Annotated in this window: 26 protein-coding genes; 13 read left to right on the top strand and 13 right to left on the bottom strand. The window is 55.3% G+C overall.

The window, feature by feature from the left end; translation table 11 throughout:
• Positions 1 to 129 precede the first annotated feature (129 nt).
• On the bottom strand, positions 130 to 4,032 hold the full coding sequence (gene hrpA, locus ACIPDS_RS04610) for an ATP-dependent RNA helicase HrpA (protein ID WP_400733090.1): 3,903 nt from the start codon (positions 4,030 to 4,032) through the stop codon (positions 130 to 132).
• A 200-nt stretch (positions 4,033 to 4,232) separates the two neighbouring features.
• Here hrpA and azoR point away from each other — a divergent pair, with 200 nt between their 5' ends.
• Complete coding sequence (gene azoR / locus ACIPDS_RS04615) at positions 4,233 to 4,835, top strand: FMN-dependent NADH-azoreductase (protein WP_400733092.1); 603 nt, start codon at positions 4,233 to 4,235, stop codon at positions 4,833 to 4,835.
• 376 nt (positions 4,836 to 5,211) lie between these two features.
• Here the strand turns inward: azoR and ACIPDS_RS04620 are convergent, their stop codons facing one another.
• From ACIPDS_RS04620 to ACIPDS_RS04660, 9 genes are all read right to left on the bottom strand, one after another.
• Complete coding sequence (locus ACIPDS_RS04620) at positions 5,212 to 5,622, bottom strand: GFA family protein (protein ID WP_400733095.1); 411 nt, start codon at positions 5,620 to 5,622, stop codon at positions 5,212 to 5,214.
• A gap of 10 nt (positions 5,623 to 5,632) precedes the next feature.
• Entirely contained in the window at positions 5,633 to 6,499 is an 867-nt protein-coding gene (locus tag ACIPDS_RS04625; RefSeq protein ID WP_400733098.1) for an aldo/keto reductase family oxidoreductase, read from the bottom strand.
• Positions 6,500 to 6,636: 137 nt separating this feature from the next.
• Positions 6,637 to 7,854 (bottom strand): 3-(3-hydroxy-phenyl)propionate transporter MhpT, encoded by a 1,218-nt coding sequence (mhpT, locus tag ACIPDS_RS04630; protein ID WP_400733101.1) that lies wholly within the window; start codon positions 7,852 to 7,854, stop codon positions 6,637 to 6,639.
• A 107-nt stretch (positions 7,855 to 7,961) separates the two neighbouring features.
• The gene (gene mhpE, locus ACIPDS_RS04635; RefSeq protein WP_400733103.1) at positions 7,962 to 8,981 is read right to left on the bottom strand and encodes a 4-hydroxy-2-oxovalerate aldolase; all 1,020 of its coding nucleotides are present in this window, start codon (positions 8,979 to 8,981) and stop codon (positions 7,962 to 7,964) included.
• A complete protein-coding gene (gene mhpF / locus ACIPDS_RS04640) occupies positions 8,978 to 9,928 on the bottom strand; it encodes an acetaldehyde dehydrogenase (protein ID WP_400733106.1) in 951 nt (316 codons plus the stop codon). The genes mhpE and mhpF overlap by 4 nt, the downstream gene beginning before the upstream one ends.
• Positions 9,925 to 10,728: a 2-keto-4-pentenoate hydratase gene (mhpD, locus tag ACIPDS_RS04645; protein ID WP_400733109.1), complete on the bottom strand. Its 804-nt coding sequence runs from the start codon at positions 10,726 to 10,728 to the stop codon at positions 9,925 to 9,927. Before mhpD ends, mhpF begins: the two co-directional genes overlap by 4 nt.
• 9 nt (positions 10,729 to 10,737) lie before the next feature.
• Positions 10,738 to 11,604, bottom strand: coding sequence for a 2-hydroxy-6-oxonona-2,4-dienedioate hydrolase (mhpC, locus tag ACIPDS_RS04650; RefSeq protein ID WP_400733478.1), 867 nt, complete (start codon positions 11,602 to 11,604; stop codon positions 10,738 to 10,740).
• A 17-nt stretch (positions 11,605 to 11,621) separates the two neighbouring features.
• Complete coding sequence (mhpB, locus tag ACIPDS_RS04655; RefSeq protein ID WP_400733111.1) at positions 11,622 to 12,566, bottom strand: 2,3-dihydroxyphenylpropionate/2,3-dihydroxicinnamic acid 1,2-dioxygenase; 945 nt, start codon at positions 12,564 to 12,566, stop codon at positions 11,622 to 11,624.
• A 1-nt stretch (position 12,567) separates the two neighbouring features.
• Positions 12,568 to 14,232, bottom strand: coding sequence for a bifunctional 3-(3-hydroxy-phenyl)propionate/3-hydroxycinnamic acid hydroxylase (locus tag ACIPDS_RS04660; RefSeq protein WP_400733114.1), 1,665 nt, complete (start codon positions 14,230 to 14,232; stop codon positions 12,568 to 12,570).
• 185 nt (positions 14,233 to 14,417) lie between these two features.
• Between ACIPDS_RS04660 and ACIPDS_RS04665 the strand changes: the two genes are divergently transcribed.
• The 3 genes from ACIPDS_RS04665 (at position 14,418) to ACIPDS_RS04675 (ending at position 16,642) form a co-directional block, all read left to right on the top strand.
• Positions 14,418 to 15,230, top strand: a complete 813-nt coding sequence (locus ACIPDS_RS04665; RefSeq protein WP_400733116.1) for a DNA-binding transcriptional regulator — start codon at positions 14,418 to 14,420, stop codon at positions 15,228 to 15,230.
• Between the two features lie 109 nt (positions 15,231 to 15,339).
• Positions 15,340 to 16,347, top strand: coding sequence for a zinc-binding alcohol dehydrogenase family protein (locus tag ACIPDS_RS04670; protein ID WP_400733119.1), 1,008 nt, complete (start codon positions 15,340 to 15,342; stop codon positions 16,345 to 16,347).
• A gap of 1 nt (position 16,348) precedes the next feature.
• Entirely contained in the window at positions 16,349 to 16,642 is a 294-nt protein-coding gene (locus ACIPDS_RS04675; protein WP_400733122.1) for a putative quinol monooxygenase, read from the top strand.
• A gap of 71 nt (positions 16,643 to 16,713) precedes the next feature.
• Here the strand turns inward: ACIPDS_RS04675 and ACIPDS_RS04680 are convergent, their stop codons facing one another.
• On the bottom strand, positions 16,714 to 17,616 hold the full coding sequence (locus ACIPDS_RS04680) for an alpha/beta hydrolase (protein WP_400733125.1): 903 nt from the start codon (positions 17,614 to 17,616) through the stop codon (positions 16,714 to 16,716).
• A gap of 78 nt (positions 17,617 to 17,694) precedes the next feature.
• Positions 17,695 to 18,609, bottom strand: coding sequence for a LysR family transcriptional regulator (locus ACIPDS_RS04685; protein WP_400733127.1), 915 nt, complete (start codon positions 18,607 to 18,609; stop codon positions 17,695 to 17,697).
• A gap of 230 nt (positions 18,610 to 18,839) precedes the next feature.
• Here ACIPDS_RS04685 and ACIPDS_RS04690 point away from each other — a divergent pair, with 230 nt between their 5' ends.
• From ACIPDS_RS04690 to ACIPDS_RS04730, 9 genes are all read left to right on the top strand, one after another.
• A complete protein-coding gene (locus tag ACIPDS_RS04690; RefSeq protein ID WP_400733130.1) occupies positions 18,840 to 19,622 on the top strand; it encodes an SDR family NAD(P)-dependent oxidoreductase in 783 nt (260 codons plus the stop codon).
• Positions 19,623 to 19,678: 56 nt separating this feature from the next.
• Complete coding sequence (locus ACIPDS_RS04695; protein WP_400733133.1) at positions 19,679 to 20,536, top strand: NAD(P)-dependent oxidoreductase; 858 nt, start codon at positions 19,679 to 19,681, stop codon at positions 20,534 to 20,536.
• Positions 20,529 to 21,122, top strand: a complete 594-nt coding sequence (locus ACIPDS_RS04700) for a nuclear transport factor 2 family protein (RefSeq protein ID WP_400733136.1) — start codon at positions 20,529 to 20,531, stop codon at positions 21,120 to 21,122. The genes ACIPDS_RS04695 and ACIPDS_RS04700 overlap by 8 nt, the downstream gene beginning before the upstream one ends.
• Positions 21,123 to 21,439: 317 nt before the next feature.
• Positions 21,440 to 21,547 carry a type I toxin-antitoxin system toxin Ldr family protein gene (locus tag ACIPDS_RS04705; protein WP_400733139.1) on the top strand — a complete coding sequence of 36 codons (108 nt, stop codon included), beginning with the start codon at positions 21,440 to 21,442 and terminating at the stop codon, positions 21,545 to 21,547.
• A gap of 335 nt (positions 21,548 to 21,882) precedes the next feature.
• Positions 21,883 to 21,990: a type I toxin-antitoxin system toxin Ldr family protein gene (locus ACIPDS_RS04710; protein WP_400733139.1), complete on the top strand. Its 108-nt coding sequence runs from the start codon at positions 21,883 to 21,885 to the stop codon at positions 21,988 to 21,990.
• Between the two features lie 302 nt (positions 21,991 to 22,292).
• On the top strand, positions 22,293 to 22,400 hold the full coding sequence (locus ACIPDS_RS04715; RefSeq protein WP_400733141.1) for a type I toxin-antitoxin system toxin Ldr family protein: 108 nt from the start codon (positions 22,293 to 22,295) through the stop codon (positions 22,398 to 22,400).
• Between the two features lie 191 nt (positions 22,401 to 22,591).
• The gene (locus ACIPDS_RS04720) at positions 22,592 to 23,659 is read left to right on the top strand and encodes an ABC transporter substrate-binding protein (protein WP_400733144.1); all 1,068 of its coding nucleotides are present in this window, start codon (positions 22,592 to 22,594) and stop codon (positions 23,657 to 23,659) included.
• Complete coding sequence (locus tag ACIPDS_RS04725) at positions 23,646 to 24,653, top strand: FecCD family ABC transporter permease (protein WP_400733147.1); 1,008 nt, start codon at positions 23,646 to 23,648, stop codon at positions 24,651 to 24,653. Before ACIPDS_RS04720 ends, ACIPDS_RS04725 begins: the two co-directional genes overlap by 14 nt.
• The gene (locus ACIPDS_RS04730; RefSeq protein WP_400733150.1) at positions 24,650 to 25,399 is read left to right on the top strand and encodes an ABC transporter ATP-binding protein; all 750 of its coding nucleotides are present in this window, start codon (positions 24,650 to 24,652) and stop codon (positions 25,397 to 25,399) included. Before ACIPDS_RS04725 ends, ACIPDS_RS04730 begins: the two co-directional genes overlap by 4 nt.
• Here the strand turns inward: ACIPDS_RS04730 and ACIPDS_RS04735 are convergent.
• Positions 25,383 to 26,123 (bottom strand): substrate-binding domain-containing protein, encoded by a 741-nt coding sequence (locus ACIPDS_RS04735; protein WP_400733151.1) that lies wholly within the window; start codon positions 26,121 to 26,123, stop codon positions 25,383 to 25,385. The two genes, ACIPDS_RS04730 and ACIPDS_RS04735, sit on opposite strands and share 17 nt — an antisense overlap.
• Positions 26,124 to 26,163 lie beyond the last annotated feature (40 nt).

Consider the following 26,163-nt stretch of genomic DNA (forward strand, 5'->3'; position numbering starts at 1 on the left):
ACGACCTGCTCCATAGCCTGCAAAACACGCGGCCTGTAGGCCGGATAAGGCAAAGCCGCCATCCGGCAATAGGCTCGGGAGTGCCCGATGGCGCTGCGCTTATCGGGCCTACGTGTCGCTGCACCGCCATCACGCAACGACCTGCTCCATAGCCTGCAAGATTCGCTTATCTGAAATCGGATACGGCGTCCCCAATTGCTGAGCAAAGAAGCTGACTCGCAGCTCTTCAATCATCCAGCGGATCTCTTTCACGTCTTCATCTTCACGGCGCGCAGGCGGCAGTTTGTTGAGCCACTGCTGCCACGCTTGCTGCACGCTTTCGACTTTCAACATTTGCGCACGGTCGCGGTGCGGGTCGACGGCCATTTTCTCCAGCCGTTTTTCGATGGCCTGTAAATAGCGCAGCGTGTCGCCCAGACGGCGGAAGCCGTTGCCGGTGACAAAACCGCGATAAACCAGCCCGCTCATCTGCGACTTGATGTCCGACAGCCCCAGCGCCATGGTCATATCCACGCGCCCTTTCAGCCGTTTGTTAATGTTGAATACCGCTGTCAGGATCTGTTCAACCTGTTTGGCAATCTCCACCACCGTTTCGTTGAGATCGGCGCGCACCTTTTCTTGCAGCGCATTAAAGCCCGCCTCCGTCCATACCGGGCCGCCGGCTTCATCAATCAGCTTGTCGACACCACAGGAGATGCAGTCGTCAATCAGATCCAACACCTTGCCATACGGGTTGAAGTAGAGCCCCAGCTTGGCTTTATTCGGCAGTTTTTCGTGCAGATATTTAATCGGCGACGGGATGTTCAGCAGCAGCAAACGGCGCAGGCCGCGCCACATCATCTGTTGCTGCTCAAGCTCGTTATCAAACAATTTGATGGCCACGCTATCACGTTCATCCACCAGCGCAGGCCAGGCTTTCACCTTATAGTTGCCGCGCTTTTGTTCGTAACGTTCCGGCAGATCGCCAAAGCTCCAGATGTGTAGCCCATTTTGCTCAATACCGTCGTCGGCTACCGCCGAGAGCGTCTCCTGAACTTTGCCTTTCAGCGCATCCTTCAGATCCTGTAAAACGCGCCCTTCCTGCAATTTCTTGTTTTTGTCATCCACCACGCGGAAGCTGATTTTAAGGTGATCGGGCACCTGATCCCATTGCCAGGCTTCGCGGTCTACGGTGACGCCGGTCATACGACGCAGCTCGCGTTCAAGCGAATCAAGCAACGGCATCTCCAGCGGCGTTACGCGCCCGAGGAACGCTTCGGCATAGTTTGGCGCCGGGACGAAGTTACGACGCACCGGTTTTGGCAACGATTTAATGAGCGCAATAATCAGTTCACGACGCAGCCCTGGAATTTGCCATTCAAACCCGGCGTCATCCACCTGGTTTAACAGCGGCAGCGGGATATGCACCGTGACGCCGTCCGCATCCGTACCGGGCTCAAACTGATAGGTCAGACGCAGCTTGAGATTGCCCTGATGCCAGAAGTTCGGGTAGTCCAGTTTACTGACCTGTTCCGCCCCTTCTTTAATCAGCATGCTCTTCTCAAAGTTGAGCAAATCCGGTGTTTCGCGGCTGGCCTGTTTCCACCACTTATCAAAATGCCGCGAAGAGACAACATCGTGGCTGATACGCTGGTCATAAAATTCGAACATCGTCTCGTCATCCACCAGGATGTCGCGACGGCGCGATTTGTGTTCCAGTTCCTCGATTTCCGTACGCAGTCTGGCGTTTTCGCGGAAGAACGCATGACGCGTTTGCCAGTCGCCCTCCACCAGCGCGTGGCGGATAAACAGTTCGCGGCACAGCGCCGGGTCAATCTGGCTGTAGTTGACCTTGCGCGCCGCCACGATAGGCAGACCGTAAACGGTGACTTTTTCAGTCGCCATGACCGCACCTTGCGCGCGTTCCCAGTGCGGCTCACTGTAGGAACGCTTAATCAGATGCTGTGCCACCGGCTCCACCCATTCGGGGTCGATTCGCGCGGCGATGCGGCCCCACAGGCGGCTGGTTTCCACCAGTTCGGCAACCATCGTCCATTTTGGCGGCTTCTTAAATAAACCTGAGCCCGGGAAAATGGCAAAACGGGCGTTACGGGCACCGGTAAACTCCTGCTTATCGGTGTCTTTCATACCAATATGCGACAGCAGGCCGGTCAGCAGCGCGATATGTATCTCGCGGTATTCCGCCGGTTCGCTGTTCACCGGAATGCCGAGCTCCTTCACCACCTGACGCAATTGCGTGTAAACATCCTGCCACTCGCGCACGCGCAGGTAGTTCAGGAAATCGAGCTTACACTGGCGACGGAACTGGTTCGACGACAGCGCTTTTTGCTGCTCGCCGAGGTAGTTCCACAGATTCACAAAGGCCAGGAAGTCTGACTCTTTATCGTGGAAACGGCGGTGTTTTTCATCGGACGCCTGCTGTTTATCCATCGGGCGTTCGCGGGGATCCTGGATGGAGAGCGCCGAGGTGATGATCATCGCTTCACGCACGCAGCCATGCTTCTGCGCTTCCAGCACCATCCGCGCCAGTCGCGGGTCGACCGGCAACTGGCTGAGCTGGCGGCCCATCGGCGTCAGCTTATAGGCGGTTTGCTGTTCATCGGTGGTAATCGCGCTCAGCTCTTCGAGCAGGCGCACGCCATCCTGAATATTGCGTTTATCCGGCGCTTCAACGAACGGAAACGCGGCGATATCGCCAAGCCCCAGTGCCGTCATTTGCAGGATAACCGAGGCCAGGTTGGTACGCAGAATTTCCGGGTCGGTAAATTCCGGGCGCGACAGGAAGTCGTCTTCCGAATACAGACGAATACAGATCCCTTCCGACACACGTCCGCAGCGGCCTTTACGCTGGTTAGCAGAGGCCTGGGAGATAGGCTCGATAGGCAGTCGCTGCACCTTAGTGCGGTAGCTGTAGCGGCTGATTCGCGCGGTGCCCGGATCAATCACATACTTAATGCCTGGCACAGTTAGCGAGGTTTCAGCGACGTTGGTTGCGAGCACAATGCGGCGGCCGCTATGCGACTGGAAGACGCGGTTCTGTTCACTGTTCGAGAGTCGTGCATACAGCGGCAAAATTTCGGTATGCCGCAGATCGCGCTTGCTCAGCGCATCGGCGGTGTCACGGATTTCACGCTCACCGCTCATAAAGATCAGGATATCGCCCGCGCTTTCCCGTCCCAATTCATCAACGGCATCGAAAATCGCCTGAAGCTGATCGCGGTCGACATCGTCGGCCTCTTCCACAATCGGTCGATAACGAACTTCAACCGGATACGTGCGACCGGACACTTCGATAATGGGTGCATTATTAAAGTGGCGCGAGAAACGTTCCGGGTCGATGGTCGCCGAGGTAATGATAATTTTCAGGTCGGGACGACGCGGCAACAGCTCGCGCAGATAGCCGAGCAGGAAGTCGATGTTCAGACTGCGTTCGTGCGCTTCATCAATAATGATGGTGTCGTACTGCATCAACAGGCGGTCCTGCTGGATTTCCGCCAGCAGAATACCGTCGGTCATCAGCTTGACCATGGTGTTGTCGCTGACGTGATCGCTAAAGCGCACCTTGTAGCCGATACAGCCGCCCGGCTCGGTTTTCAGCTCTTCCGCAATACGGTTCGCCACGGTTCGCGCCGCCAGACGACGCGGTTGGGTATGGCCGATAAGACCTTTAACCCCGCGCCCCAGCTCCATGCAGATTTTCGGTAACTGGGTGGTTTTGCCCGAGCCGGTTTCCCCCGCCACAATCACTACCTGGTGGTCGCGTATGGCGTTGAGGATGTCTTGTTTCTTCTGGCTGACCGGCAGATTTTCCGGGTAATCAATCACCGGACGTGACGCTTCACGCAGCACGACTTTACCGGCAGCCTGTTCAATTTCTTGCGCCATCTCCTGAAGAATGGCCTGTTGAGCATCAGGATTTTTAACCTTTTTAACGCCGTGTAAACGGCGAGCAAACCGCTGTTTGTCCCGCAGCATCAGCGTTTCAAGGCGCTGGCTTAGCATAGCAAAGGTGATTTTTTGTTGTTCAGTCATAATGTTATCGGGCAGCGTACTGCCGGAAAAAAGCTCTTATAAAGTATGGTCCTAGCGTACCACATTCGCGCATTTCTTGCCTTGTTCAAAAAAACTGACAATAGAATTCGATATATTGCGCTATCCCTGTGTCAGGATTGTGAATAAAGTGTCAGCAAGCAACAGGGCACCGCCCGTCAATCAAATATAAGGAATTACCCATGAGCAAAGTATTGGTTCTGAAATCCAGCATCCTGGCAGGCTACTCTCAATCAAGTCAGCTGTCCGACTATTTTGTTGAACAGTGGCGTGAAAAGCACTCTGCTGATGAAATCACCGTGCGTGATCTGGCGGCAAATCCTATTCCGGTGCTGGATGGCGAACTGGTTGGTGCTTTGCGTCCAAGCGATGCGCCGCTGACTCCGCGTCAGCAGGAAGCGCTGGCGCTGTCTGACGAGCTGATTGCTGAACTGAAAGCGCACGACGTGATTGTGATTGCTGCGCCGATGTACAACTTCAACATCCCTACGCAGCTGAAAAACTACTTCGACCTGATTGCGCGTGCAGGCGTCACCTTCCGTTACACCGAAAAAGGCCCAGAAGGTCTGGTGACCGGCAAACGTGCTATCGTGCTGAGCAGCCGTGGCGGTATCCACAAAGATACTCCAACCGACCTGATCACCCCGTACCTGAACGTATTCTTAGGCTTCATCGGCATCACCGATGTGAATGTGGTCTTCGCGGAAGGTATCGCTTATGGCCCAGAAGTGGCAACCAAAGCGACCGCCGATGCTAAACAAGTGATCGACAGCCTGATCGCATAATCGCGCTCCCGCATGATCAAAGCCCTGCGCTCACACGCAGGGCTTTTTGCTATGTAGCCCGGCAAAGTGCAGCGCCGCCAGGAATCACTCGATTTCACCTTTTACACCGAGCCACCCCGGAGTCGGCGTAAACGCCTCGTCCGGGCTACTTACCAGCGGCTCTACACGTAGCCCGGCCAAGCGCAGCGCCGCCGGGAACCGCTCGGTTTCACATTTTACTCCGAGCCACCCCGGAGTCGGCGTAAACGCCTCGTCCGGGCTACTAATCCACCAACGACTCTACATGTAGCCCGGCCAAGCGCAGCGCCGCCGGGAACTGCTAGGTCTCACATTTTACTCCGAGCCACCCGGAACCAGCGTAAACGCCTCGTCCGGGCTACTTTTTGTCGTATCGCAAATACCCGACGATTCCACCGCCGCCACCGTCTTTGGGATGGCTTACCCCATCGTGAACCTCAACGCAGGCAAAATCGAACGGTGATACGCCTTCAATACACGCGACGTTAACGCCATATTGCTGCGGGTTAGAACGGCGCTGGTGAAAGGTATAAATTCCGCACACTGAGCAAAAATAATGCACGGCCTGCCCGGTATTAAAGCGATACTCGGTCAGCTTCTCCTTACCACGTATTATCGTTATCCCACTGAGCGGTGCCGAAACCGCGACCGCTCCACGCATCCGACAGTACGAGCAGTTGCAGCGGCGGGCGGTATTAAACCCATCGCTAAGCTCAACGGTGAAAGCCACCGCGCCACAGTGGCATTGAGCCGCACGTTTTTCAGTCATATGCCCCCCGTCAGGCGTTATCGACAATGCCATCAAGCGTCGCCAGTACATCAGATGACAATTTCAGCTCTGCCGCCGCCATATTTTCCCGAAGATGCGCAACCGACGAGGTGCCCGGGATCAACAAGATATTCGGCGAACGGTGCAACAACCAGGCCAGCGCGACCTGCATTGGAGTTGCCTCAAGCGAGCTGGCAACCTCATTCAGTGCTGAGGATTGCAGCGGAGAAAAACCGCCCAGCGGGAAGAACGGTACGTAGGCAATACCATCACGCGCTAATGCATTAATAAGCGCATCATCACCGCGATGGGCAATATTGTATTCATTTTGCACACAGACAATATCCACGATCTTACGCGCTTCTATTACCTGTGCGGTGGTGACATTACTGAGCCCGATGTGCTTCACCAGTCCTTGCTGCTGCAATTCAGCCAGTACGCAAATAGGTTCTTCAATAGAGCCTTCACAAGGGCCATGTCCGTCACCTAACATCATGCGCATATTAACCACATCCAGCGCGTCCACCCCCAAATTTCTCAGGTTATCGTGTACCGCCTGATTCAACTCTTCAGGCGAACATGCCGGAATCCAGGAGGCATCGTCACCGCGGCGAGCACCAATTTTGGTGACAATCACCAGATCGTCGGCGTAAGGATGCAGCGCTTCACGGATAATCTGGTTGGTGACGTGTGGGCCGTAAAAGTCACTGGTATCAATGTGATTCACGCCAAGCGCCAGCGCTTCACTCAGAACGGTAATCGCGGCATGACGATCTTTTGGCGGGCCAAACACGCCGGGGCCGGCTAATTGCATCGCCCCGTAACCGAGGCGATTTACGAAGTGGGAACCGAGGGAAAACGTGCTGTACTGGGTCATAACGTCCTGCCTGTATCATCATGATGAATGTGAAGACAGTATAGAAAGCCTGAGAGAGAAGATACTGTGCCTTTTATGCCATTTTGTAACCCGTGTGAAAATCCTCGTGATGAATGCCCCACCGCCGCAAGTGTTTACTACTCTATCTCACTGGACTTCGCATTGCGCTTCATCAGCCAGAACACCGCCACGCCCGCCAGCACTATTCCCGGCGCAGAGGCAGCCATCACCCCCACCGTGCCGGTGCCCAGCGCCAGCATTTTTCCGGCCAATAGCGGGCCGCTCATCGCCCCCAATCGCCCTACTGCCACCGCAGTGCCCACGCCGGTGGCGCGGATTTCAGTACGATAAAATAACGGCGCCAGCGCGTACAAGACGCTTTGACCGCCGGTGGCGAACATTCCGGCCACAAAACCGGAAATCATCATGGTGAGAAATGAGTTCGCCGCCCCTAGCGCAATCAATGATGCCAGCATGCCACAATAAATCAGCAGCGACATTTTCATTGGGCTGAGTTTATCCATTAACGCCCCGAGAATAAGCGTGCCGAGCGCCGCGCCAATTTGCAGCGCAAACATGACGCCTGAAGCCTGAGAAGCGCTAAAACCCTGATCGACCAGCAGCATCGGCAGCCAGTTGATCAGCATATAAACGACCAGCAGCGTAAAGAAGTAACACAGCCACAGCAGCAAGGTTGAAGAGGCCGTACCGGAGGCGAAAATCGCCTTTAGCGGTGCAGGAGCCGCCTGCTGTTGCGCATTGAAAGCCTGCGATTCAGGCAAGCGGCGCATAAGCAGCGGCACCAGCAGCAGCGGTACAATGCCGCCGACCCAAAACACGGTTTGCCATGCCTGCGCCAGCCCGCTAAACCCCATCGCCGCCGCCAGCGCAGCGCCAATCGGTACTCCGCAGTACATCAAGCTCACCGCCGTGCCGCGAAAACGTGGCCCGGCGGCTTCAGAGGTCAACGCAATCAGGTTGGGCAGAGCGGCGCCCAGGCCTGCGCCGGTCATCAGACGAGCAAAGACCAGTGACGGGTAGTCCCAGGCAAGCGCAGTCACAATCGAGAACAAACCGAATAGCGCAACGGAGCCCAGCAGAACCTTCTTACGCCCGTAGCGGTCGGCCAGCATACCGCCGCCAAGCGCGCCGGGTAATAAACCGATGATCCCGGCGCTAAAGACCCAGCCCATCTGCATTTTATCCAGCCCAAATGCCTGGGCAATACCCACGGCAGCGATACCGGCTGCTTGTAAATCCAGCCCTTCCATCAGGGCAACTAAAAAGCAAAGCCCGACGGTAAGCATCAGGCGTGAAGTGTTCGGGGGAGAGGAAACCTGAGAGATATTCGACATAATGCGACCTTTTGTAGAGTGCAGGTAAAAAAGTGGCCGATACGTTGCCGGCCACATTGTTTTTTCATTTTCGTTCGCCCGGTCAGTGCATTGCCGACCGGCTTTTTCTAGGCCCGTGCGTTGGCTTTGAGATCGAGCGCTACGTCAACGATCATATCTTCCTGGCCGCCCACCATCCGGCGTTTACCCAGTTCAACCAGAATATCGACCGCGCTCAGTCCGTAACGTGCAGCGGCCACTTCACTGTGGCGCAGGAAGCTTGAGTAGACTCCGGCATAGCCCAGCGCCAGCGTTTCGCGGTCAACGCGTACCGGTCGGTCTTGTAGCGGACGCACCAGGTCATCAGCCGCCGCCATCAGCGCGTATAAATCCGTCCCGTGGTGCCAGCCCTGCTTGTCAGCGGCGGCGATAAACACTTCCAGCGGCGCGTTACCCGCGCCCGCGCCCATTCCGGCAAGGCTGGCATCGATACGATCGCAGCCCTCTTCAACCGCCACCAGCGAGTTGGCAACGCCGAGGCTTAAGTTGTGGTGAGCGTGCATCCCGGTCTGCGTCTCAGGGTTGAGAACGTCTTTTAGCGCGCGGAAACGGTCGCGAATGTCGTTCATGTTCATCGCGCCACCGGAGTCCACGACATAAATACAGGTTGCCCCGTAACTTTCCATCAGCTTCGCCTGACTCGCCAGATTTTGCGGGGTAGTCATATGACTCATCATCAGGAAACCGACGGTGTCCATGCCCAGCTCGCGGGCACAGGCAATGTGCTGCGCCGACACGTCCGCTTCCGTACAGTGCGTGGCAACGCGTACCACGCGCGCACCGGCCTGATACGCATTTTTCAGGTCATGAAGCGTCCCAATACCCGGGATCAGCAAGGTCGCAATTTTGCTGTGGGTGACCACTTCCGCGGCCGCCGCAATCCATTCAATGTCGCTGTGTGCGCCAAAACCGTAGTTAAAGCTCGAACCCTGCAAACCATCGCCATGCGCCACTTCAATGGAATCGACACGCGCATCGTCCAGCGCTTTGGCAATTTGACGCACGTTGTCGAGCGTGTACTGATGGCGGATAGCATGCATTCCGTCACGTAAGGTCACATCCGAGATATAGAGTTTTTTACCGTTCATGCGACTTCTCCTGCCACTTTCGTAAGCGTTTGCGCCATTTTTTCTGCGGTCGACATTGCCGCAGAAGTCATGATGTCGAGGTTTCCGGCGTAGGCGGGCAGATAGTGTGCGGCCCCTTCCACTTCCAGATAGACCGCGGTTTTCAGTCCTGAGAACTGACCTACGCCGGGGATGTTGACCGGTTTATCCTCTGGGATCACCTCAAACTGGACCTTCTGTTTCAGACGATATCCCGGCACATACGCCTGTACCGCTGCGGCCATCTGTTCGATCGAGGCTTCAATTTCTGCCTGCGAAGCCGCTTCGCTCAGCACGTAGACGGTATCGCGCATCATCACCGGCGGCTCAGCCGGGTTGAGAATAATAATGGCTTTGCCTTTTGCCGCCCCGCCGACTACTTCAATCGCCTGCGAAGTGGTTTCGGTAAATTCGTCGATATTGGCACGTGTTCCTGGGCCCGCCGATTTGCTCGAAATCGAGGCGATAATTTCGGCATAGTGCACTTTGGCAACGCGCGACACCGCCGCCACCATCGGGATGGTGGCCTGTCCGCCGCATGTCACCATATTGACGTTGCCCTGAGACAGATTTTTATCCAGGTTGACCACCGGCACGCAGTACGGCCCGATAGCCGCCGGGGTCAGATCGATAAGCCTGATGCCCGGTTTGGCCTTACGCAGCAACGCATCATTTTTCACGTGCGCACTGGCGCTTGTGGCATCAAAGACGATGTCGATATCATTGAATTCAGGCATCGCTATCAGGCCGTTCACCCCTTCATGCGTGGTCGCAACCCCCATACGCGCAGCACGAGCAAGACCATCGGAATTCGGGTCAATCCCGACCATCACCGCCATTTCAAGGTGTTTGCCGTGACGCAGAATTTTAATCATCAGATCGGTACCGATATTGCCGGAACCGATGATGGCGACTTTACATTGACTCATGACTGACTTCCTTCTTGCACAGAAAACGTGGTAGATACCGAGCCAATTCCCTCGATAACCGCCTCAAAACGATCGCCTGGATTGACCGCGACCATAGGCCCCAACGCCCCGGTGAGGACGATATCGCCCGCGCGCAGCGGTTCGCCGAGCGTAGCCATTTTGCGGGCCAGCCAGACCGCGGCGTTTAACGGATGCCCCAGGCATTCGCTACCGCGTCCGCTGGACACATCTTCGTCATTGCGCGTCATTTTCATGACGCAGTTTTTCAGATCCAACGCCGCCGGGCGCTGTGCCGGGCCACCGACGACATACACGCCGCAGGAGGCGTTATCCGCTACCGTATCCACGAACTTAATTGACCAGTCACGCACGCGGCTACCGACCACTTCGAGGGCTGGAACCACCCATTCAATGGCGTTAAACAGTTCATCAAACGTGGTGTCTGCGTGAGGCAGGTCGCGGTTTAAAACCAGCGCAATTTCGGCCTCAATTTTCGGTTGCAGCACGTGCGTAAACGGAATGGTTTCGTTATCGCCGTAGCACATGTCGGCAAACAGCGTGCCGAAATCAGGCTGGTCAACCCCCAACTGCTGCTGCACCTTAGGGTGCGTTAACCCCACCTTACGACCGACGATGCGCCGCCCTTGCGCCACGCCGTGCTGGACGTTAATGCGTTGAATCGCGTAGGCCGCCTCGGCATTTTCAACCCCGATAACTTCGCGCAGCGGTTCGATAGCGACACCGCTTTTTTCCGCCTCGCGCAACGCGAGCGCCAGCGTTTCCAGAGTGTGATTTGACATAAATGCTCCTTAGGCGCGGTCGAGAAAATTCAGAACCAGTTGGTTAAACGCATCCGCGTGCTCCCACTGGGCCCAGTGACCGCAGTCACGGTAAATATGCAGTTCGGAACCCGCAATCCCGGAAAGCAGACGCAGCCCCGCGTCCATCGGCACAAAGCGATCGTTACGTCCCCAGACCACCAGGGTTTGCGCCTTAATTTCACCAAGCCTTGCGCCAAAGTCAGGGAACTGTTTGGGATTGGCTTCGAGGCTTTTGATAAAGTTTTCCAGATGATCGCGGCGCGACAGCATGTTATTGAGGCGCGCTTCAAATAACGCCTCGGTCAGGTCGCTGGTGTCATAGACGAAAATGTTCATCATCTTTTTGAGGTTTTCGATGGTCGGCTCGCGGTACAACGCGTTCAGCAGTTTGATGCCTTCAGTTGGCATTGGGGTAAACAGGCTCATACCGCCCGTTCCGCCCCCCATCAACACCAGTTTGCCTGTGCGTTCGGGCCACGTCAGAGTAAACGCCACCGCGCTATGACCGCCCATTGAGTTACCCAGCAGATGAACTTTTTCAATATCCAGTTGGTCGACTACGCTTTTCAGAATGCGGGCGTTGAGATCAGAACGAGAACCGGTGCTGACGATGGAATCACTTTTCCCCCAGCCCGGGCAGTCCAGCAGCAGCACGCGGTAACCGGCTTCCACCAGTGGGTCGATGTTGCGACTAAAATTCGCCCAGCCGGTAGCGCCGGGGCCAGAGCCGTGCAGCAATACCACGGTTTCATCGCCCTGGCCGCAGTCGTTGTAGTGAATTTTTAGCGTCTGACCGCCTTCTTCGACGTTGAGAAAACGGCTGGTTGCGGCTTCGCTTTGTGGTTGATAGCTCATCATATTCTCCTGCTTAATCAATTTGTAGTGTGCGCGCTGAGGGAGCCAAATCCGGCGATCCATTCCGGGATCGGGCGATAATAACGGCCCTCGGTGCGGTAGCCGCCCATTGCCGATATCGTGGCGAACGCGGCGGCCCAGGTTTTCACTTCATGCGTCGATTTACCGGCAACGGCGGAAAGTTCTTCATTACTGATGGCATCGAGTTCGGATAACCGGCCCTGCTCAAGCAATGACATAAACTGGTTGTCCCAGATAGGATTCAGCGGGTGTAGCGTTTTCTGGTCTTCAACAAAGCGCTCAGCGGCTTCAATCACCCGGCGCTGACGCAGTTCGCGCTCGTCTGCCGGCAGTTGCTTGCCGCTTCCCAGCATGCGATCGCGCATATGGGCATCCACCTTTGCCAGCTCCGGCACCGGCGGCTGATGTGACAGTCCGCCAGAGCCCAGAATCAGCACGCGTTTATTCAGCGTCGACAAAAAACGCCCCATCGCTTCGCCTAACATACGGGTGCGCTGAAAGCCCGGTAACGGCGTGGCAACGCCGTTGATAAATATCGGTAGCACCGGCACCTTGTCTAAGCCACCCAAGAGCAATTCCAGCGGCTGGGCAAAACCGTGATCCACCTGCATACAGTAAGAGATGGCGAGATCGATTCCGCTTTTCATCACCGAATGGGCACAGGCTTCTGCCAGCTCTGTCGGCACTGGCAGATCACCGGCGCTGCTGGAGAAATCACCGATAGAAGTCGCGCCAATCCCTAAACAAAACGGCGGCATCACATCATAGAAAAAGCCGTTGTAATGGTCGGGGGCATAGAGCACCACCAGTTCCGGGTCAAAGGCGGCGATGCGCTCGCTCGCGCTGGCAATAACGCCGTTGACTTCATCAAGTACCGCTTTTTCCGGGTCGACATATCCCACTAACGGTGTGTGGGAGAGACAGTGGAGGTAAGCATTCATCTCAAGCCACCTTTTCAATATGCAGGTCTGAATCGACGCGTGTGAGCGCCATGACGCCCGCCAACTGGTCGAGGGTTTTGCTAAGGGTCTGCGGAATAGCCAGTGCCGCAACAAAACGGTCAGGCCGAATCACCACAATCGCGGTATCCTGCGCGGCAAACCAGGTTTTCAGTCGGTTCTGGGTATCGCCAATGCGCACCACGCCGTCGACATTGTCCTGCGGAGTACGAATCTGAACGTCAGGCACCACCTGAATAAAACAGGTGCCCAGCGCCCGCCATGTCTCAATTTGTTGTGGGGTCATGCCCCAAAGTGGGTTGCAGCCCCAGGCTATCACCGCAAACTTCGCGCCAATCACGTCATCAAGTAACTGCACATCGCCGTTCTCGCGCGTCACTTTGGGTTGAATGAACATCGTTCCGACCGGGGATTTTTTCTTGTGGTCGCCAGCCAGTAGCGCACCTTCACGGTACTGCGGCATTGGTTTAAAGCGCATTTCCAGAAAGTAGCTTTTAACCGGCGGGAGGTAGTTCAATAACCATGAGATGCCGTCACGCGCCGTGCCGTGCCAGCGTTTTGTCGGGGCGAGCACATTTCCGGCGGTGACTGAGAGATCGATCATCGCTTTTGCATGGTCGCGACGTTCCTGCTGATAGGTATCCAGCAATCTATCACCCGCTTTCCCGTTCACCACCAGCGCCAGTTTCCACGCCAGGTTAAAGGCATCGCGCATACCGCTGTTGTAGCCTTGCCCCTGCCAGACCGGCATGATGTGCGCCGCATCGCCAGCGAGCAGTACCCGGTCGATGCGAAAACGTGCCGCAAGGCGGGCGTTGTGCGTATAAACGCGCTGACGGATAAGCTCGACATTGTCCGGGTCCGGTAAAACCTGACTTAACAGCCGACGCATATTATCCGGCTCGCTAAGCTGCGCCTCGGTTTCCCCCGGCATCACCATAAATTCAAAGCGCCGTACGCCATGCGGGAGCGCCGCAGAAACATAGGGGCGCACCGGATCGCAGCACAGGTAGATGTGTGGCGTGGCGAGCGGGTCGTTGGCAATATCCACCACAATCCACTGATTTGGCGCTGTTTTCCCTTCAAACGGCACGTTCAGCGTTCGCCGTATCACACTCGCGCCGCCGTCACAGGCCACTAGCCAGTCGGCTTTAATCGTTTCGCGCTCCCCTTGCGGCCCCTTGAGACTTAACGTGACACTGTCACCGTCTTGACTAAAGGCATCGAGTTCCCGGGAGAACAGACAGCGGACATTGGGGAAGCGTGCCAGCCCCTGATACATCACCTCATCCACCTGAGGTTGGATAAAAGCGTTGCGACGCGACCAGCCAAATTCATCGGTCATCGGCTGAATATCAGCAAAGCAGCGGCCCTTTGGCGTCAGGAAACGCATGGCGTGCCACGGGGTCGTGTGCGGCAGAACTTTATCGACCAGATTAACGGCCTGCATGGTGCGCAGCGCCTCGTCGTCGATACCGATAGCGCGGGGATAGTCGATCAGTTTGTCCAGCTTTTCGACCACCAGCACCTGAATGCCCATCTGCCCCAGGTAATTCGCCATCATCAGGCCAACGGGACCTGCGCCAGCGATGGCGACCTGGACATGGTGTTGTACTGCGGGTTGGATATCCGGATTGGACGTTGTCATTTTCATACCTCACTTCTCGGACCAAACGGTTATGCCTCGGGAATCGCAAACCACTTGTTAAATTGATGTAAAAATATTTTTATTGTGGAGGCAGTATAGGTTGCGGCTTTTAGGCTACAATCGAAAAAAGCCGTTTTGTGCACCAGGTGCACAATACTGTTTTAATTGAATTAATGGTGGGTTAAATGAAAAGTAATGACGCCACAGATTACAAAACAGTACGTGGGTTAACGCGTGGGCTGTTGTTGCTGAACTTGTTAAATAAATTCGATGGAGGGGCGTCAACGGCGACGCTGGCGGAGTTTAGCGGTCTGCATCGCACCACCGTGCGAAGGCTGCTGGAAACCCTCCAGCAAGAGGGATATGTCCGCCGTAGCCTGTCAGACGATAGTTTTCGTTTAACCCTCAAAGTTCGACAGCTCAGTGAAGGATTTCGTGATGAACATTGGATTTCTGCGCTTGCAACGCCATTACTTGGTGAATTATTGCGCGAGGTCATTTGGCCAACCGATTTAACGACGCTTGACGTGGATGCCATGGTCGTTCGCGAAACCACCCACCGTTTCAGCCGACTCTCTTTTCACCGTTCGATGGTTGGCCGCCGTCTGCCGCTACTGCTTACCGCTTCAGGCCTCACGTGGCTTGCCTTCTCACCCGAAGCGGAACGTCAGCCGATCATTGAGATGCTAGCCGGACGCCCGGAAGATGAGTACCAGCTCGCGCGCGAACCGGAAAAACTCAATGCCATCCTCGAACGGACGCGCCAGCACGGCTACGGCGAAAATTTTCAGGGCTGGCAGCGAGAGGAGAAAATTGCCTCTATCGCCGTGCCGGTGCGAAGCCATGGGCGCGTGATCGGCTGCCTGAACCTCGTTTATATCGCCAAAGCGATGACCATTGAACAAGCGGCTGAGAAACATCTGGCGGCACTGCAACGCGTCACGCAGCAAATTGAGGAGCGGATGGAAGAACAAGAGATCGTCTATGACCATCGATGATTAAGCGTATTTTCGTGATTTGCGTATAAGACTTATCGCCTGCGCCCTATTTTTCCCTTTACAGGTTACGCCTAACATTCGGGTATTCCAGATAATACCCGGAGACATCATGAAAGCATTTGCCATTACCCGCGCCGCCACCGACGGCAGCAACATTCCGTTTATCACTGAGATTGAGCTGCCCGTCCCCCAGGCAAAAGGTCACGATATCCTGGTGGAAATTAAGGCCATTTCCGTAAACCCGGTCGACACGAAAGTTCGCGCGGGCTTCGCCTCCGATACCCCGCGTGTGCTGGGCTGGGATGCGGTGGGCGTGGTGAAAGCCATAGGTGACAACGTCACGTTATTTACACCGGGTGATGAGGTTTGGTACGCCGGTGCATTGGGACGTCCGGGCAGCAACAGTGAGTTTCAACTGGTAGACGAGCGCATCGTTTCCTTAAAACCCCGCACGCTGGATAATGCTGCGGCTGCGGCATTACCGCTGACCGCTATCACCGCCTGGGAGTTGCTTTTTGACCGGCTGGGGGTGCAGCGTGGAGGTAACGCAGGCGATACGTTGCTGATCGTCGGTGCAGCCGGCGGCGTCGGTTCTATCCTGACGCAGCTTGCCAGTAAGTTAACCAAAATGACGGTTATCGGTACCGCTTCTCGTCCTGAAAGCCAGAAATGGGTGCGCGATGCCGGCGCTCATCACGTTATCGATCATAGTAAACCGCTCACCGAAGAGCTGGCGCGTATTGGCATTAATGAAGTCACGCATGTTGCCAGTCTGAATAATACCGAGGCGCACTATCTGCAACTGATTGCCGCCCTGGCCCCGCAGGGGAAACTGGCGTTAATTGACGACCCGCATAGCCTGGACGTGGTGCCGCTGAAGCATAAAAGTATTTCGCTTCACTGGGAGTTTATGTTTACTCGCTCGATGTTTGAAACTCACGATATCAGCGCTCAGCATCATCTATTGAGCGAAGTCGCAACGCTGATTGATAACCAGACCATTCAGACGACGCTTGGCCAGCATTACGGCATCATCAATGCCGTGAATTTACAAAAAGCCCATACGCAGCTGGAAACCGGTCGTGCGGTCGGCAAAATCGTCCTCGAGGGATTTTAAGATGATTTCAATTATTGCGGTATTGAAGGCGAAAACGGGAAAAACAGAGGAATTGCGTGAAGCGCTCAAAGCGCTGCTGTTGCCTACGCGTAAGGAACCCGGCAATACCGACTACACCCTGTTTCAGTTGCGCGATGAGCCAGACGTATTTTATATGCGGGAGTCCTGGCGCGATCAGGCGGCGCTGGAAGAGCATATTTCCTTGCCCCATTTTCAGGCCTTTATCGGACAGATGGACAGCTTGCTGGCAGAGCCGATAAGACTGGATTATTTAACGCCCGTTGAGGCGGAGTAACACCCGGCGGCGCTGCGCTTGGCCGGGCTACGGGAAGGTAGGCTGCTTTCTCGCCTCCTATGTTGCAAGGGTTAACCGTTTAGCCACTTCAGGTAATGGGCGGGCCATTGCGTTGTTTGTGTCCCTGGCCGGCCCATAGCAAAACCATGCCCGCCTGTTGGATAGCGGTAGAAGGTCACAGGGACTTGTGCCCTGACGCAGGCGGCCTGCATGATGAGCGTGTTGTGCGGATCGGACACCGTATCGTTTTCCGCCTGAACCAGAAAGACCGGCGGCGTCTGGGTCGTCACATAATTTTGCACTGACCATGCCGCGTTCTGCGCATCCGTTGCCCTATTCCCCACCAGCATCTTATGCGTTGAGCTGTGATTATAGGGTTTCTCAAGAGTGATAATAGGGTAAATCAGCGCCGCGCGGTCAGCATACGCAGGTTGCTCATCGAGCCGATCCAAAATGGGATAACTGCGGTAATCGGTTCGTGTCGCGGCCAACCCCAGCAGATGCCCACCGGCAGAGAACCCGAGCACGCTCACCTTTTTTTCACGCTCACGCACGATTCTCAGCGCGCGTTGTGCATCCTGTAACGCGACCTTATTTCCATCATGCCAGCCTTCTCCCGGTAAGCGATAACTCAGTATATAAGCCGTGAGTCCCCGCTCAACCAGCCAGCGTGCCGCAGGCCAGGCTTCCATCGCCATTTCTATCCGTTTATAGCCTCCTCCCGCCGCAATCAGCACAGCATGACCTTTGGGCGATGGTGGCTCAATAACGGTGAGATACGGCGCGGCAATATGGCTTTGTGCCCCTTTTTCACTCACGTGAATCTCACCGACGGGCCCACCGCCACCGGGCGCTGTACCCGTCCACAATGACAGCATATAGGGTGTTTTTTGCCGCGGAGAAGCCAGCGCGACACCCGACGTTGCGCTTAAGGCCAGCGCGGAGAAATGAATAAGAAACTGTCGACGATCCATAAAAATGCTCGGCGAGTAGGAAGACGGTCAGTTAAGCCACATCCAGGCAGTAGCAGACGTTTAACGGCAAAACCACGGCTACTGGGAATCTACTTTAATAAAGTCAATAAACGCCCTTAGCGCTGGCGGAACCAGCTTACGGCCGGGGTAGTAAAGATAAGGCCCGGGGAATGGCAACCACCAGGGTTCCAGGATGGGTTCAAGGGCACCGCTGTCCAGATGGGGCCGCAGCCATTCTTCAAACAGATAGATAACGCCCAAGCCTGAAATTGCGGCCGCCACCCCAAGATCGGCGGCACCGCCAGCGCTATAAATCAGGGGGCCTCGCGGTTCTATCCGGCAATACTCCTCTCCCCGCTGATATTCCCAGAGTTCAATGTTCCCTTTGCTGAACCGCCCGGCCAGACAGTCCAGCTTGAGCAGTTCATCAGGATGTTCAGGCCGACCATGACGGTTCAGATAATCGGGAGAAGCGGCAGTGGCAAAGCGCTGTTCACGAGGGCCGATACGGGTGGCAATCATGTCCTGCTCTAAGCCTTCATCATAACGGATCCCGGCATCACAGCCGGCCGCAAGAATATCCACCAATCCACTCTGGCCGACAATTTCCACGTTTATTTCAGGATAAGCCTGTAAAAAACGCGGCAGGATATCGGGCAGGATCAGGCGAGCAACATTCACTGGCACATTAAGCCGCAAAGTCCCCACGGGCCGGTCTGCGCTGACCGCCGCCGCTTGCAGCGCGTTATCCAGTTCTTCAAGAGCGGGTAGCGCGTGCTCCAGCAGACGTTGCCCCTGTTCAGTCGGAGAAATACTTCGGGTGGTTCGATTCAATAAACGCACACCCAGGCGACTTTCAAGCCGCCGTACGGCATCACTGAGCCCGGATGGGCTGGCATGCAGTAACCGGGCGGCTTCGCGAAACCCACCTGAACTGGCTACTGTGGCAAAAATCTTGAGCGCATTAAGCTCCTCACCCGCTCTTTTGTTCAATCAATACTCCGGTCTATATCGATGGGGGTTAGCAACATTGTGCCTGTAAATATTTTCTGAATCATTATTCGCACGGTGAAACCCTAACTCGGATGAACCCCATTAGCGATCTGTATTGTACGTTTTAACGAACAACGTGTACGTGCCTCGCTGGATTATCAACTGCGGGAGATACCGCTACTATTATTTCGCTGGTTAAGACGTACTACAACTCAACAGGAAATATAGCTATGAACACAACGCAATCTCTCGCCTTGGTCACCGGAGCATCTTCTGGCATCGGGAGGGTCTATGCCCGTGAATTACTGAAACAAGGGTTTGATGTCATAGCCGTTGGCCGCCGTAAAGAGCGTCTGGAAGAGCTGGCTGCTGAATTTCCGCATCGCCGGGTAGACACCGTCGTGGCGGATTTAAGCACCGTGGAAGGGGTAGAAACCCTGTCCGACATCTGCCGTACACAACCGCTAACATTATTAGTCAACAACGCCGGGGTCTCCCACTATATGAGCTTTGTTGATTTGCCGGTTGAGAAAGCGCGAGAACTAATGAACATTAAAGTTCTGGCTCCTACTCTGCTGGCTCATGCAGCGTTGCCCGGTATGCTTAAACGTGGCAAAGGTACCATCGTTAATGTGGCCGGTATGCTGGCCTTTGGTGCGACCGCACCGCTCGGCAAAGCCGCAGGTCGCGCAACGTATGTTTCCACGCTGGCGCACCTGGTTAATTTAACCCTGGCGCTGCATGAAGAGTTCCAGAATAGCGGCGTGAAATTCCAGGTTCTTTGCCCAGGCGTGGTGGCGACTGAATTCCATGAACGTCAGGGCATGGATTTAAGCGCCTTCCCACGCATGACGCCAGAAAAAGTCGTCGAAGCCAGCCTGAAGTCCCTGCAACAAGATGAAGTGGTTTGTGCACCGGGCGTGGAAGAGGATCAGCTTATTACTGAAGCGCTGAAAGCCTCTCTGGCCGCCTTCCAGGGCCAGTCTCCCGAACTGGCAAGTCGCTACCGGTAATTCCCTCAGGCCGTGACACTGACGGCCATTCCCCACGCTTTGCTGGAGGTGAGCGCATGACGCACACTGATATTCAAACGGTTGGATTTATTGGTCTAGGCGATCAAGGTCTGCCAATGGCACAGGCTATCGCCCAGGCTGGTTTTGTACTTCACGTATGGGCGCGCAGGCCCTCCAGTCTGGAGGCGCTGGGCGATACCGCATACATTTCGCAATCGTCAGTAGAGGCTCTGGCCCGGCAATGCGATGTGATTTGTCTGTGCGTACGCAGCGATAACGATATTTTCGAATTGCTGGGTAAGGGCCTTCTGGCCCAAATCCGCCCCGGTACCGTTGTCATTAACCACGGCACCGGCACCCCTGCCAATGCACTTAAGCTGGCGCAATTATGTCAGTCAGCCGGGGCATTAACGCTTGACGTGCCGGTCAGCGGGGGGCGAATTGCGGCGCAAGCACGCACATTGACCGTATTAGTGGGAGGCAATGAAGATACCTTTATACGTTGCAAACCGGTACTCGAAAGTTTTTCCCGTGATACTCACTATATGGGGCCAACGGGCGCGGGGCAGTACGCAAAATTATTTAATAATGCCCTACTGGTTCAGAATTTTGCCTCTATAGCCCGTACGCTGGAACTCGCCGTGTTATGTGGCCTTAACCCACGTCAAACGCTTGAAGGGCTTAAGTCTGGTAGTGCTTTTAGCAATGCGATGAGTTACCTCAACACCATGATAACGCCCGCCAATGTTGCACATCATGTGGCAGTTCTGGGAGAAGATATGGCCTTGTTTGCTGACGCAATGGGTGCCACTGGCCAGCCCTGGCAGGCGGTTTACGAGCAGGGTATCGCAGGTATTCGCGCGTTACCGCAATTGATTGCGGCTCTGAATGCTGAGGAGGAAAAGCATGAATAACGACATCATAGAAGTGACCCAATCTGTACTGGCAGAAAGACAGAATCGTGACAGGGGATGGTGGCAGGCCTGGGAAGATGGCTTTACCTCTGATGCTTTTATTAATATGAGCTGGATTAATGATACTGCCGCCGAGTTTGTCAGGCGCACAAAGGCCTTATCCACCGATAAGATCTGGGGGCACCACCGCCTGTCGCCACCGACGGTGCGGGTTAATGGCAACCGGGCCATCGCCGAGCTGCCGCTGGGCATCGAGTTCCGTATCCTCGTAGAAGATGTGGAAGCGGATTTAGCCTCTTTTTGCCGTTCGCAATATCGGCTGGTAAAACAAGATGGTGTCTGGAAAATAGCCGGCATTACTTCAATTTATGAGTATGACACGATTACCCCAGCCCTACCCGGTGAACACCTGGCTATAAAGGCGCATGATCTCAAGCAATATCGGCCATCCTACCGCTGCCTGGCCTGGTATCTGGCAAAACAGGGAAATCCACTTACCCGCGAGCTGCCCGGTGATGACCGCCCGGACTTAAGCCGCCCTATTTATCAGGCTGAATGGGCGTGGCTCAATGGTGACAATAATTAACGGATGACTGCAAAAAGGCTAGCTAACCGGGCCACAGGGGCAACTTTGTGGCCTTTTTCGTTTTCATTCGGGTCAAATTCCGAAAAACAAACATCTGGATATACAAACAGTATCCGGGTGCTATAGGCTCCTCTCAATCCCGATTTCCGGGAGAGGCGCAATGTTGCGGGGGCTTGATCCCCGGCGGCAGGTGTTGCTGGAAAGAGAAAACCCCCGCACGTTGTTTGGGATAAACCTGGCAACATAACGGGGGCTAAACTTGAAACCGCAACTCAAGAATAGCCGCGAACCGTTGCCATTGCAATCAGGATGGCGGTATGACGCTAACGCAATGGGGTTTTATGTTCTGGCACGATCTGGGCGCTCCGCTCATGGTCAGCGTGCTCGCCGGTCTGATTTTAGGCTGGTGGCATAACCGGAAGTAAACTCCGGGCGTCGGTGCCGCCGTAATGGCAGCATGCGCCCGAACCAGGCCGCAGGGGGCAACTCTGCGGCCTTTTTCGTTCTCATCCGGGTCAAATTCCGAAAAACAAACATCTGGATATACAAACAGTATCCGGCTGCTATAGGCTCCTCTCAATCCCGATTTCCGGGAGAGGCGCAATGTTGCGGGGGCTTGATCCCCGGCGGCAGGTGTTGCTGGAAAGAGAAAACCCCCGCACGTTGTTTAGGATAAACCTGGCAACATAACGGGGGCTAAACTTGACATCGCAACTCAAGAATAGCCGCGAACCGTTGCCATTGCAATCAGGATGGCGGTATGACGCTAACGCAATGGGGTTTTATGTTCTGGCACGATCTGGGCGCTCCGCTCATGGTCAGCGTGCTCGCCGGTCTGATTTTGGGCTGGTGGCATAACCGGAAGTAAACTCCGGGCGTCAGTGCCGCCGTAATGGCAGCATGCGCCCGAACCGGGCCGCAGGGGCAACTCTGCGGCCTTTTTCGTTCTCATCCGGGTCAAATTCCGAAAAACAAACATCTGGATATACAAACAGTTTCCGGGAGAGGCGCAATGTTGCGGGGGCTTGATCCCCGGCGGCAGCTGTTGCTGGAAAGAGAAAACCCCCGCACGTTGTTTAGGATAAACCTGGCAACATAACGGGGGCTAACTTGTCTCTAAGCAATTCAAGAATAGCCGCGAACCGTTGCCATTGCAATCAGGATGGCGGTATGACGCTAACGCAATGGGGTTTTATGTTCTGGCACGATCTGGGCGCTCCGCTCATGGTCAGCGTGCTTGCCGGTCTGATTTTGAGCTGGTGGCATAACCGGAAGTAAACTCCGGGCGTCAGTGCCGCCGTAATGGCAGCATGCGCCCGAACCGGGCCGCAGGGGGCAACTCTGCGGCCTTTTTCGTGTTCAGAGGTACTGTTTGTGGAAAATTAGGGGTAATAAGCTTAGACGGTTTGCATTTGCTTTCGTTATATAATCAAATACACATCGTTTATTGACTCCTGACTGAGCATCTCATGTCCACATTACATCATTTATTCCTGAGTCTGGCGTTAGTCTGCGCCAGTCTGACTGTTATCTCGCCTGCACAAGCTGACCGTATTGTCACCGATCAGCTTGGCCGCCAGGTCACACTGCCTGATACCGTTAACCGCGTGGTTGTCCTCCAGCATCAAACGCTCAACCTTCTTGTTCAACTCAATGCAGCTGACGATATTGTCGGCGTGCTCAATAGCTGGAAAAAGCAGCTTGGCCCAGCGTTTGCTCGCTTCATGCCGACCATTGAAAAAATGCCGATGCCCGGCGACCTGACGCAGGTTAACATTGAGAGCCTGTTGGCACTGCATCCGCAGGTGGTTTTTGTCGCAAACTACGCGCCTTCTGAGATGATTCAGCAGATTCAGAATGCGGGGATCCCGGTTGTGGCTATTTCGCTTCGTGAAGATGCTGCCGGTGAAAAGAATAAGATGAACCCATCGATGGGCGATGAGGAACGCGCTTACAACGAGGGGCTTAAGCAAGGTATCCGCCTGATTGGCGAGGTGGTTAACCGCCAGAACGAAGCGAATGCCTTGATTGACTACACGTTTGCTGCCCGTGCGAAATTCAATGCCCCGGTTGCCGCTATCCCGCAAGCTGAAAAAGTGCGCGTATATATGGCTAACCCCGATCTCAATACCTATGGTTCAGGTAAATATACCGGCCTGATGATGCAGCATGCCGGGGCGATGAACGTCGCTGCCGCCACGGTCAAAGGCGCTCGGCAGGTTTCTCTGGAACAGGTACTGCAATGGAATCCACAGGTGATTTTCGTCCAGGATCGCTACCCGGATGTGGTACAGCAAATTACAACCGATCCCCAGTGGCAAGGTATTGATGCGGTAAAAAATCATCGCGTCTGGTTGATGCCGGAATACGCCAAGGCCTGGGGCTATCCAATGCCAGAAGCGCTGGCGATTGGCGAGCTGTGGATGGCGAAAAAACTGTATCCGCAACGCTACAAAAACGTCGATGTCGATAAGCAGGCACAGGACTATTATCACCGCTTCTACCGTACTGATTGGCACGCGAATGCTCATCAGTAGTCACCCTAAAATGGTTCAGGGTGGGTTGATATTGCTCACCCTGTTGGTCGCGTTGGTCTCGCTGTGTTTTGGGCAGTACGGCTTGTCGATTGGCGACGTAGTGACCGCGCTAAGCCATCCCCATCACACCGCCGATATTGCCCATCAAATCGTCTGGTCCGTTCGCCTGCCCCGCGTTCTCATGGCGCTGCTGGCCGGAGGTGCGTTAGGGCTCTGCGGGGCCACCTTGCAAGGCGTATTCCAGAATCCCCTTGTTGATCCGCATATTATCGGCGTCACCTCCGGCTCCGCCTTTGGCGGCACGCTAGCGATCCTGCTTGGACTCAGTATGCCGATGATGATGGGAACCACCTTCTTCTTCGGTTTGCTGGCGCTAACGCTGGTCTATCTGTTGGCGTCACTGCAAAAGCGGGAAAGCACGCTGGTACTGATCCTCGCCGGTATTATCCTCAGCGGATTTTTTGCAGCGCTGGTCAGTTTGATGCAATACATGGCGGATACCGAAGAGGTGCTACCGAATATTGTTTTCTGGCTGCTGGGCAGTTTTGCCACCGCTAACTGGACCAAGGTGCTGCTGCTGGCAGCTCCCGTCACGGTGTCTGCATTGATTCTGTATAAGCTACGCTGGCGTATCAACCTGCTGTCACTTGATGATAAAGATGCTCGCGCGTTGGGTGTTCGGGTGAGCGCGTTGCGCCGTGGTGTCCTGCTGTGCTGTGCCCTGCTGGTTGCCGCACAGGTGGCCGTTAGCGGCAGTATTGCGTGGGTGGGTCTGGTGATCCCGCATTTGGCCCGTATGCTGACCGGTGCCGATCATCGCCGTCTCCTTCCGTGTGCATTCTGGCTGGGAGCCAGTTTTATGATACTGGTTGACGATATTGCCCGCACGCTCACCGCCGCCGAAATTCCCATAGGGATCATCACCGCATTGGTAGGGGCCCCTATTTTTGCCGTCATGTTGATACGCGCTAACCGTAGAGGAATGCTCAGATGACTCCGACGCTCACGCTTTCCCATCTGGAATATGGACACAAAAAAGCGCTATTTACGCCATTGAGCCTGCATTGCCAGCCCGGCGAGGTTTGGGCCGTACTGGGCGCGAATGGGCGCGGAAAAAGTACACTTTTAGATACGATAACCGGTGTGCTTCCGGCGCTTGCCGGGGAGATGGTCGTCACCGGCGGCGTGGGCATCGTACCGCAGTCGTTTCGCCCCGCTTTCGCCTGGCGGGTCAAAGAGGTCGTGTTAATGGGCCGCGCGCGCCACATCGGCCTCTTCGCCCAACCGCAAGCAGAAGATGAACGGCAGGTGTTGGATGCTCTGGCATTGCTGAATATTACATCGCTTGCCGACACGCTATTTAGCACCCTTTCCGGTGGGCAACAGCAACTGGTCATGATTGCCCGCGCGCTGGTCAGCGCCAGTCAGAATATCCTGCTGGATGAACCCTGCTCGGCGCTGGATTTAGGCAATCAGGAAACGGTGTTGCAGCTTATCAGTAAGCTGGCGCATGCCCAGTCACGCACGGTGATGTTTACCACCCACGATCCCACCCATGCGCTACAGGTCGCCAGCCACACGCTGCTGCTGTTACCCGAAGGTCAGTGGCTTGCGGGAACCACGGCGGAGGTGGTGCAAGAAGCTAATCTGCAGCGGGCATACGGGGTCGCGGTACGCAAAATTCAGCTGGCGGATTACCCTACAGCGGTGGTCACTCCGCTGTTTAATCTTCGTCGCTAACGGCAAGAAAACCCGCGTCACGCAGGCAACGCTGTCCTTCATCGGCCAGAATAAACTGGCAAAATTGCCGCGCACCGTCGCTTTCATCCAACATCGCCAGATAATATTCGCAGCGAATATTCCACGGTTGGGGAATGGTGATGTTGCGGATAGCCCTCTCCCCATCGAGTGCGCGGGCGTAATGGGCATAGCCAATAAACAGGTCGGTCAGACCTTGCTGTATCAGCCAACGACTCGCTATCTCGCCCGGTGGAACGCTAAGCGAATGACGCCCACCCACCAACGGTATGGCTCGCTGTTTTAAGGACGCGCCAAGGCCTGGATAGTCGACATCGAGGCTGTCAAACAGCTGCCAGGTATAGTCTCCAGACGGGTCACACAGCGGTGTCGATGTCCCTAGCCGCAGCGAGTTATCGCTTAATAATGCCAGCCAATCCTTTGCTGCCGTCTCGGGCGTATTTTTGACCGTTAAGATAAGCTGATTTCGCGCAAAAGGTTGCAGACCGTGCGCACGCCCGGCGTCGCTTAACGCTTGCGGATGCTGACGATTAGCCGAGGCAAACACGGAACATGCCGCGCCATTTTCAATGCGTTCACGCAGCAGCCCCGCGGGGCCGAAAACCATATCAACCGCGATGCCCGTTTGTTGGGTAAATTTCGCCTGTAATGGGATAAATGCGCGGCGTAGACTCCCAGCCGCGAGTAATGTCAGAGTAGATTTCATAAAGATACGTAATAGCCCTGGATGAGCGTTATATTACTCG

The organism is Kluyvera sp. NPDC087067 (assembly GCF_044745165.1).
Taxonomy (GTDB): Bacteria; Pseudomonadota; Gammaproteobacteria; order Enterobacterales; family Enterobacteriaceae; genus Kluyvera.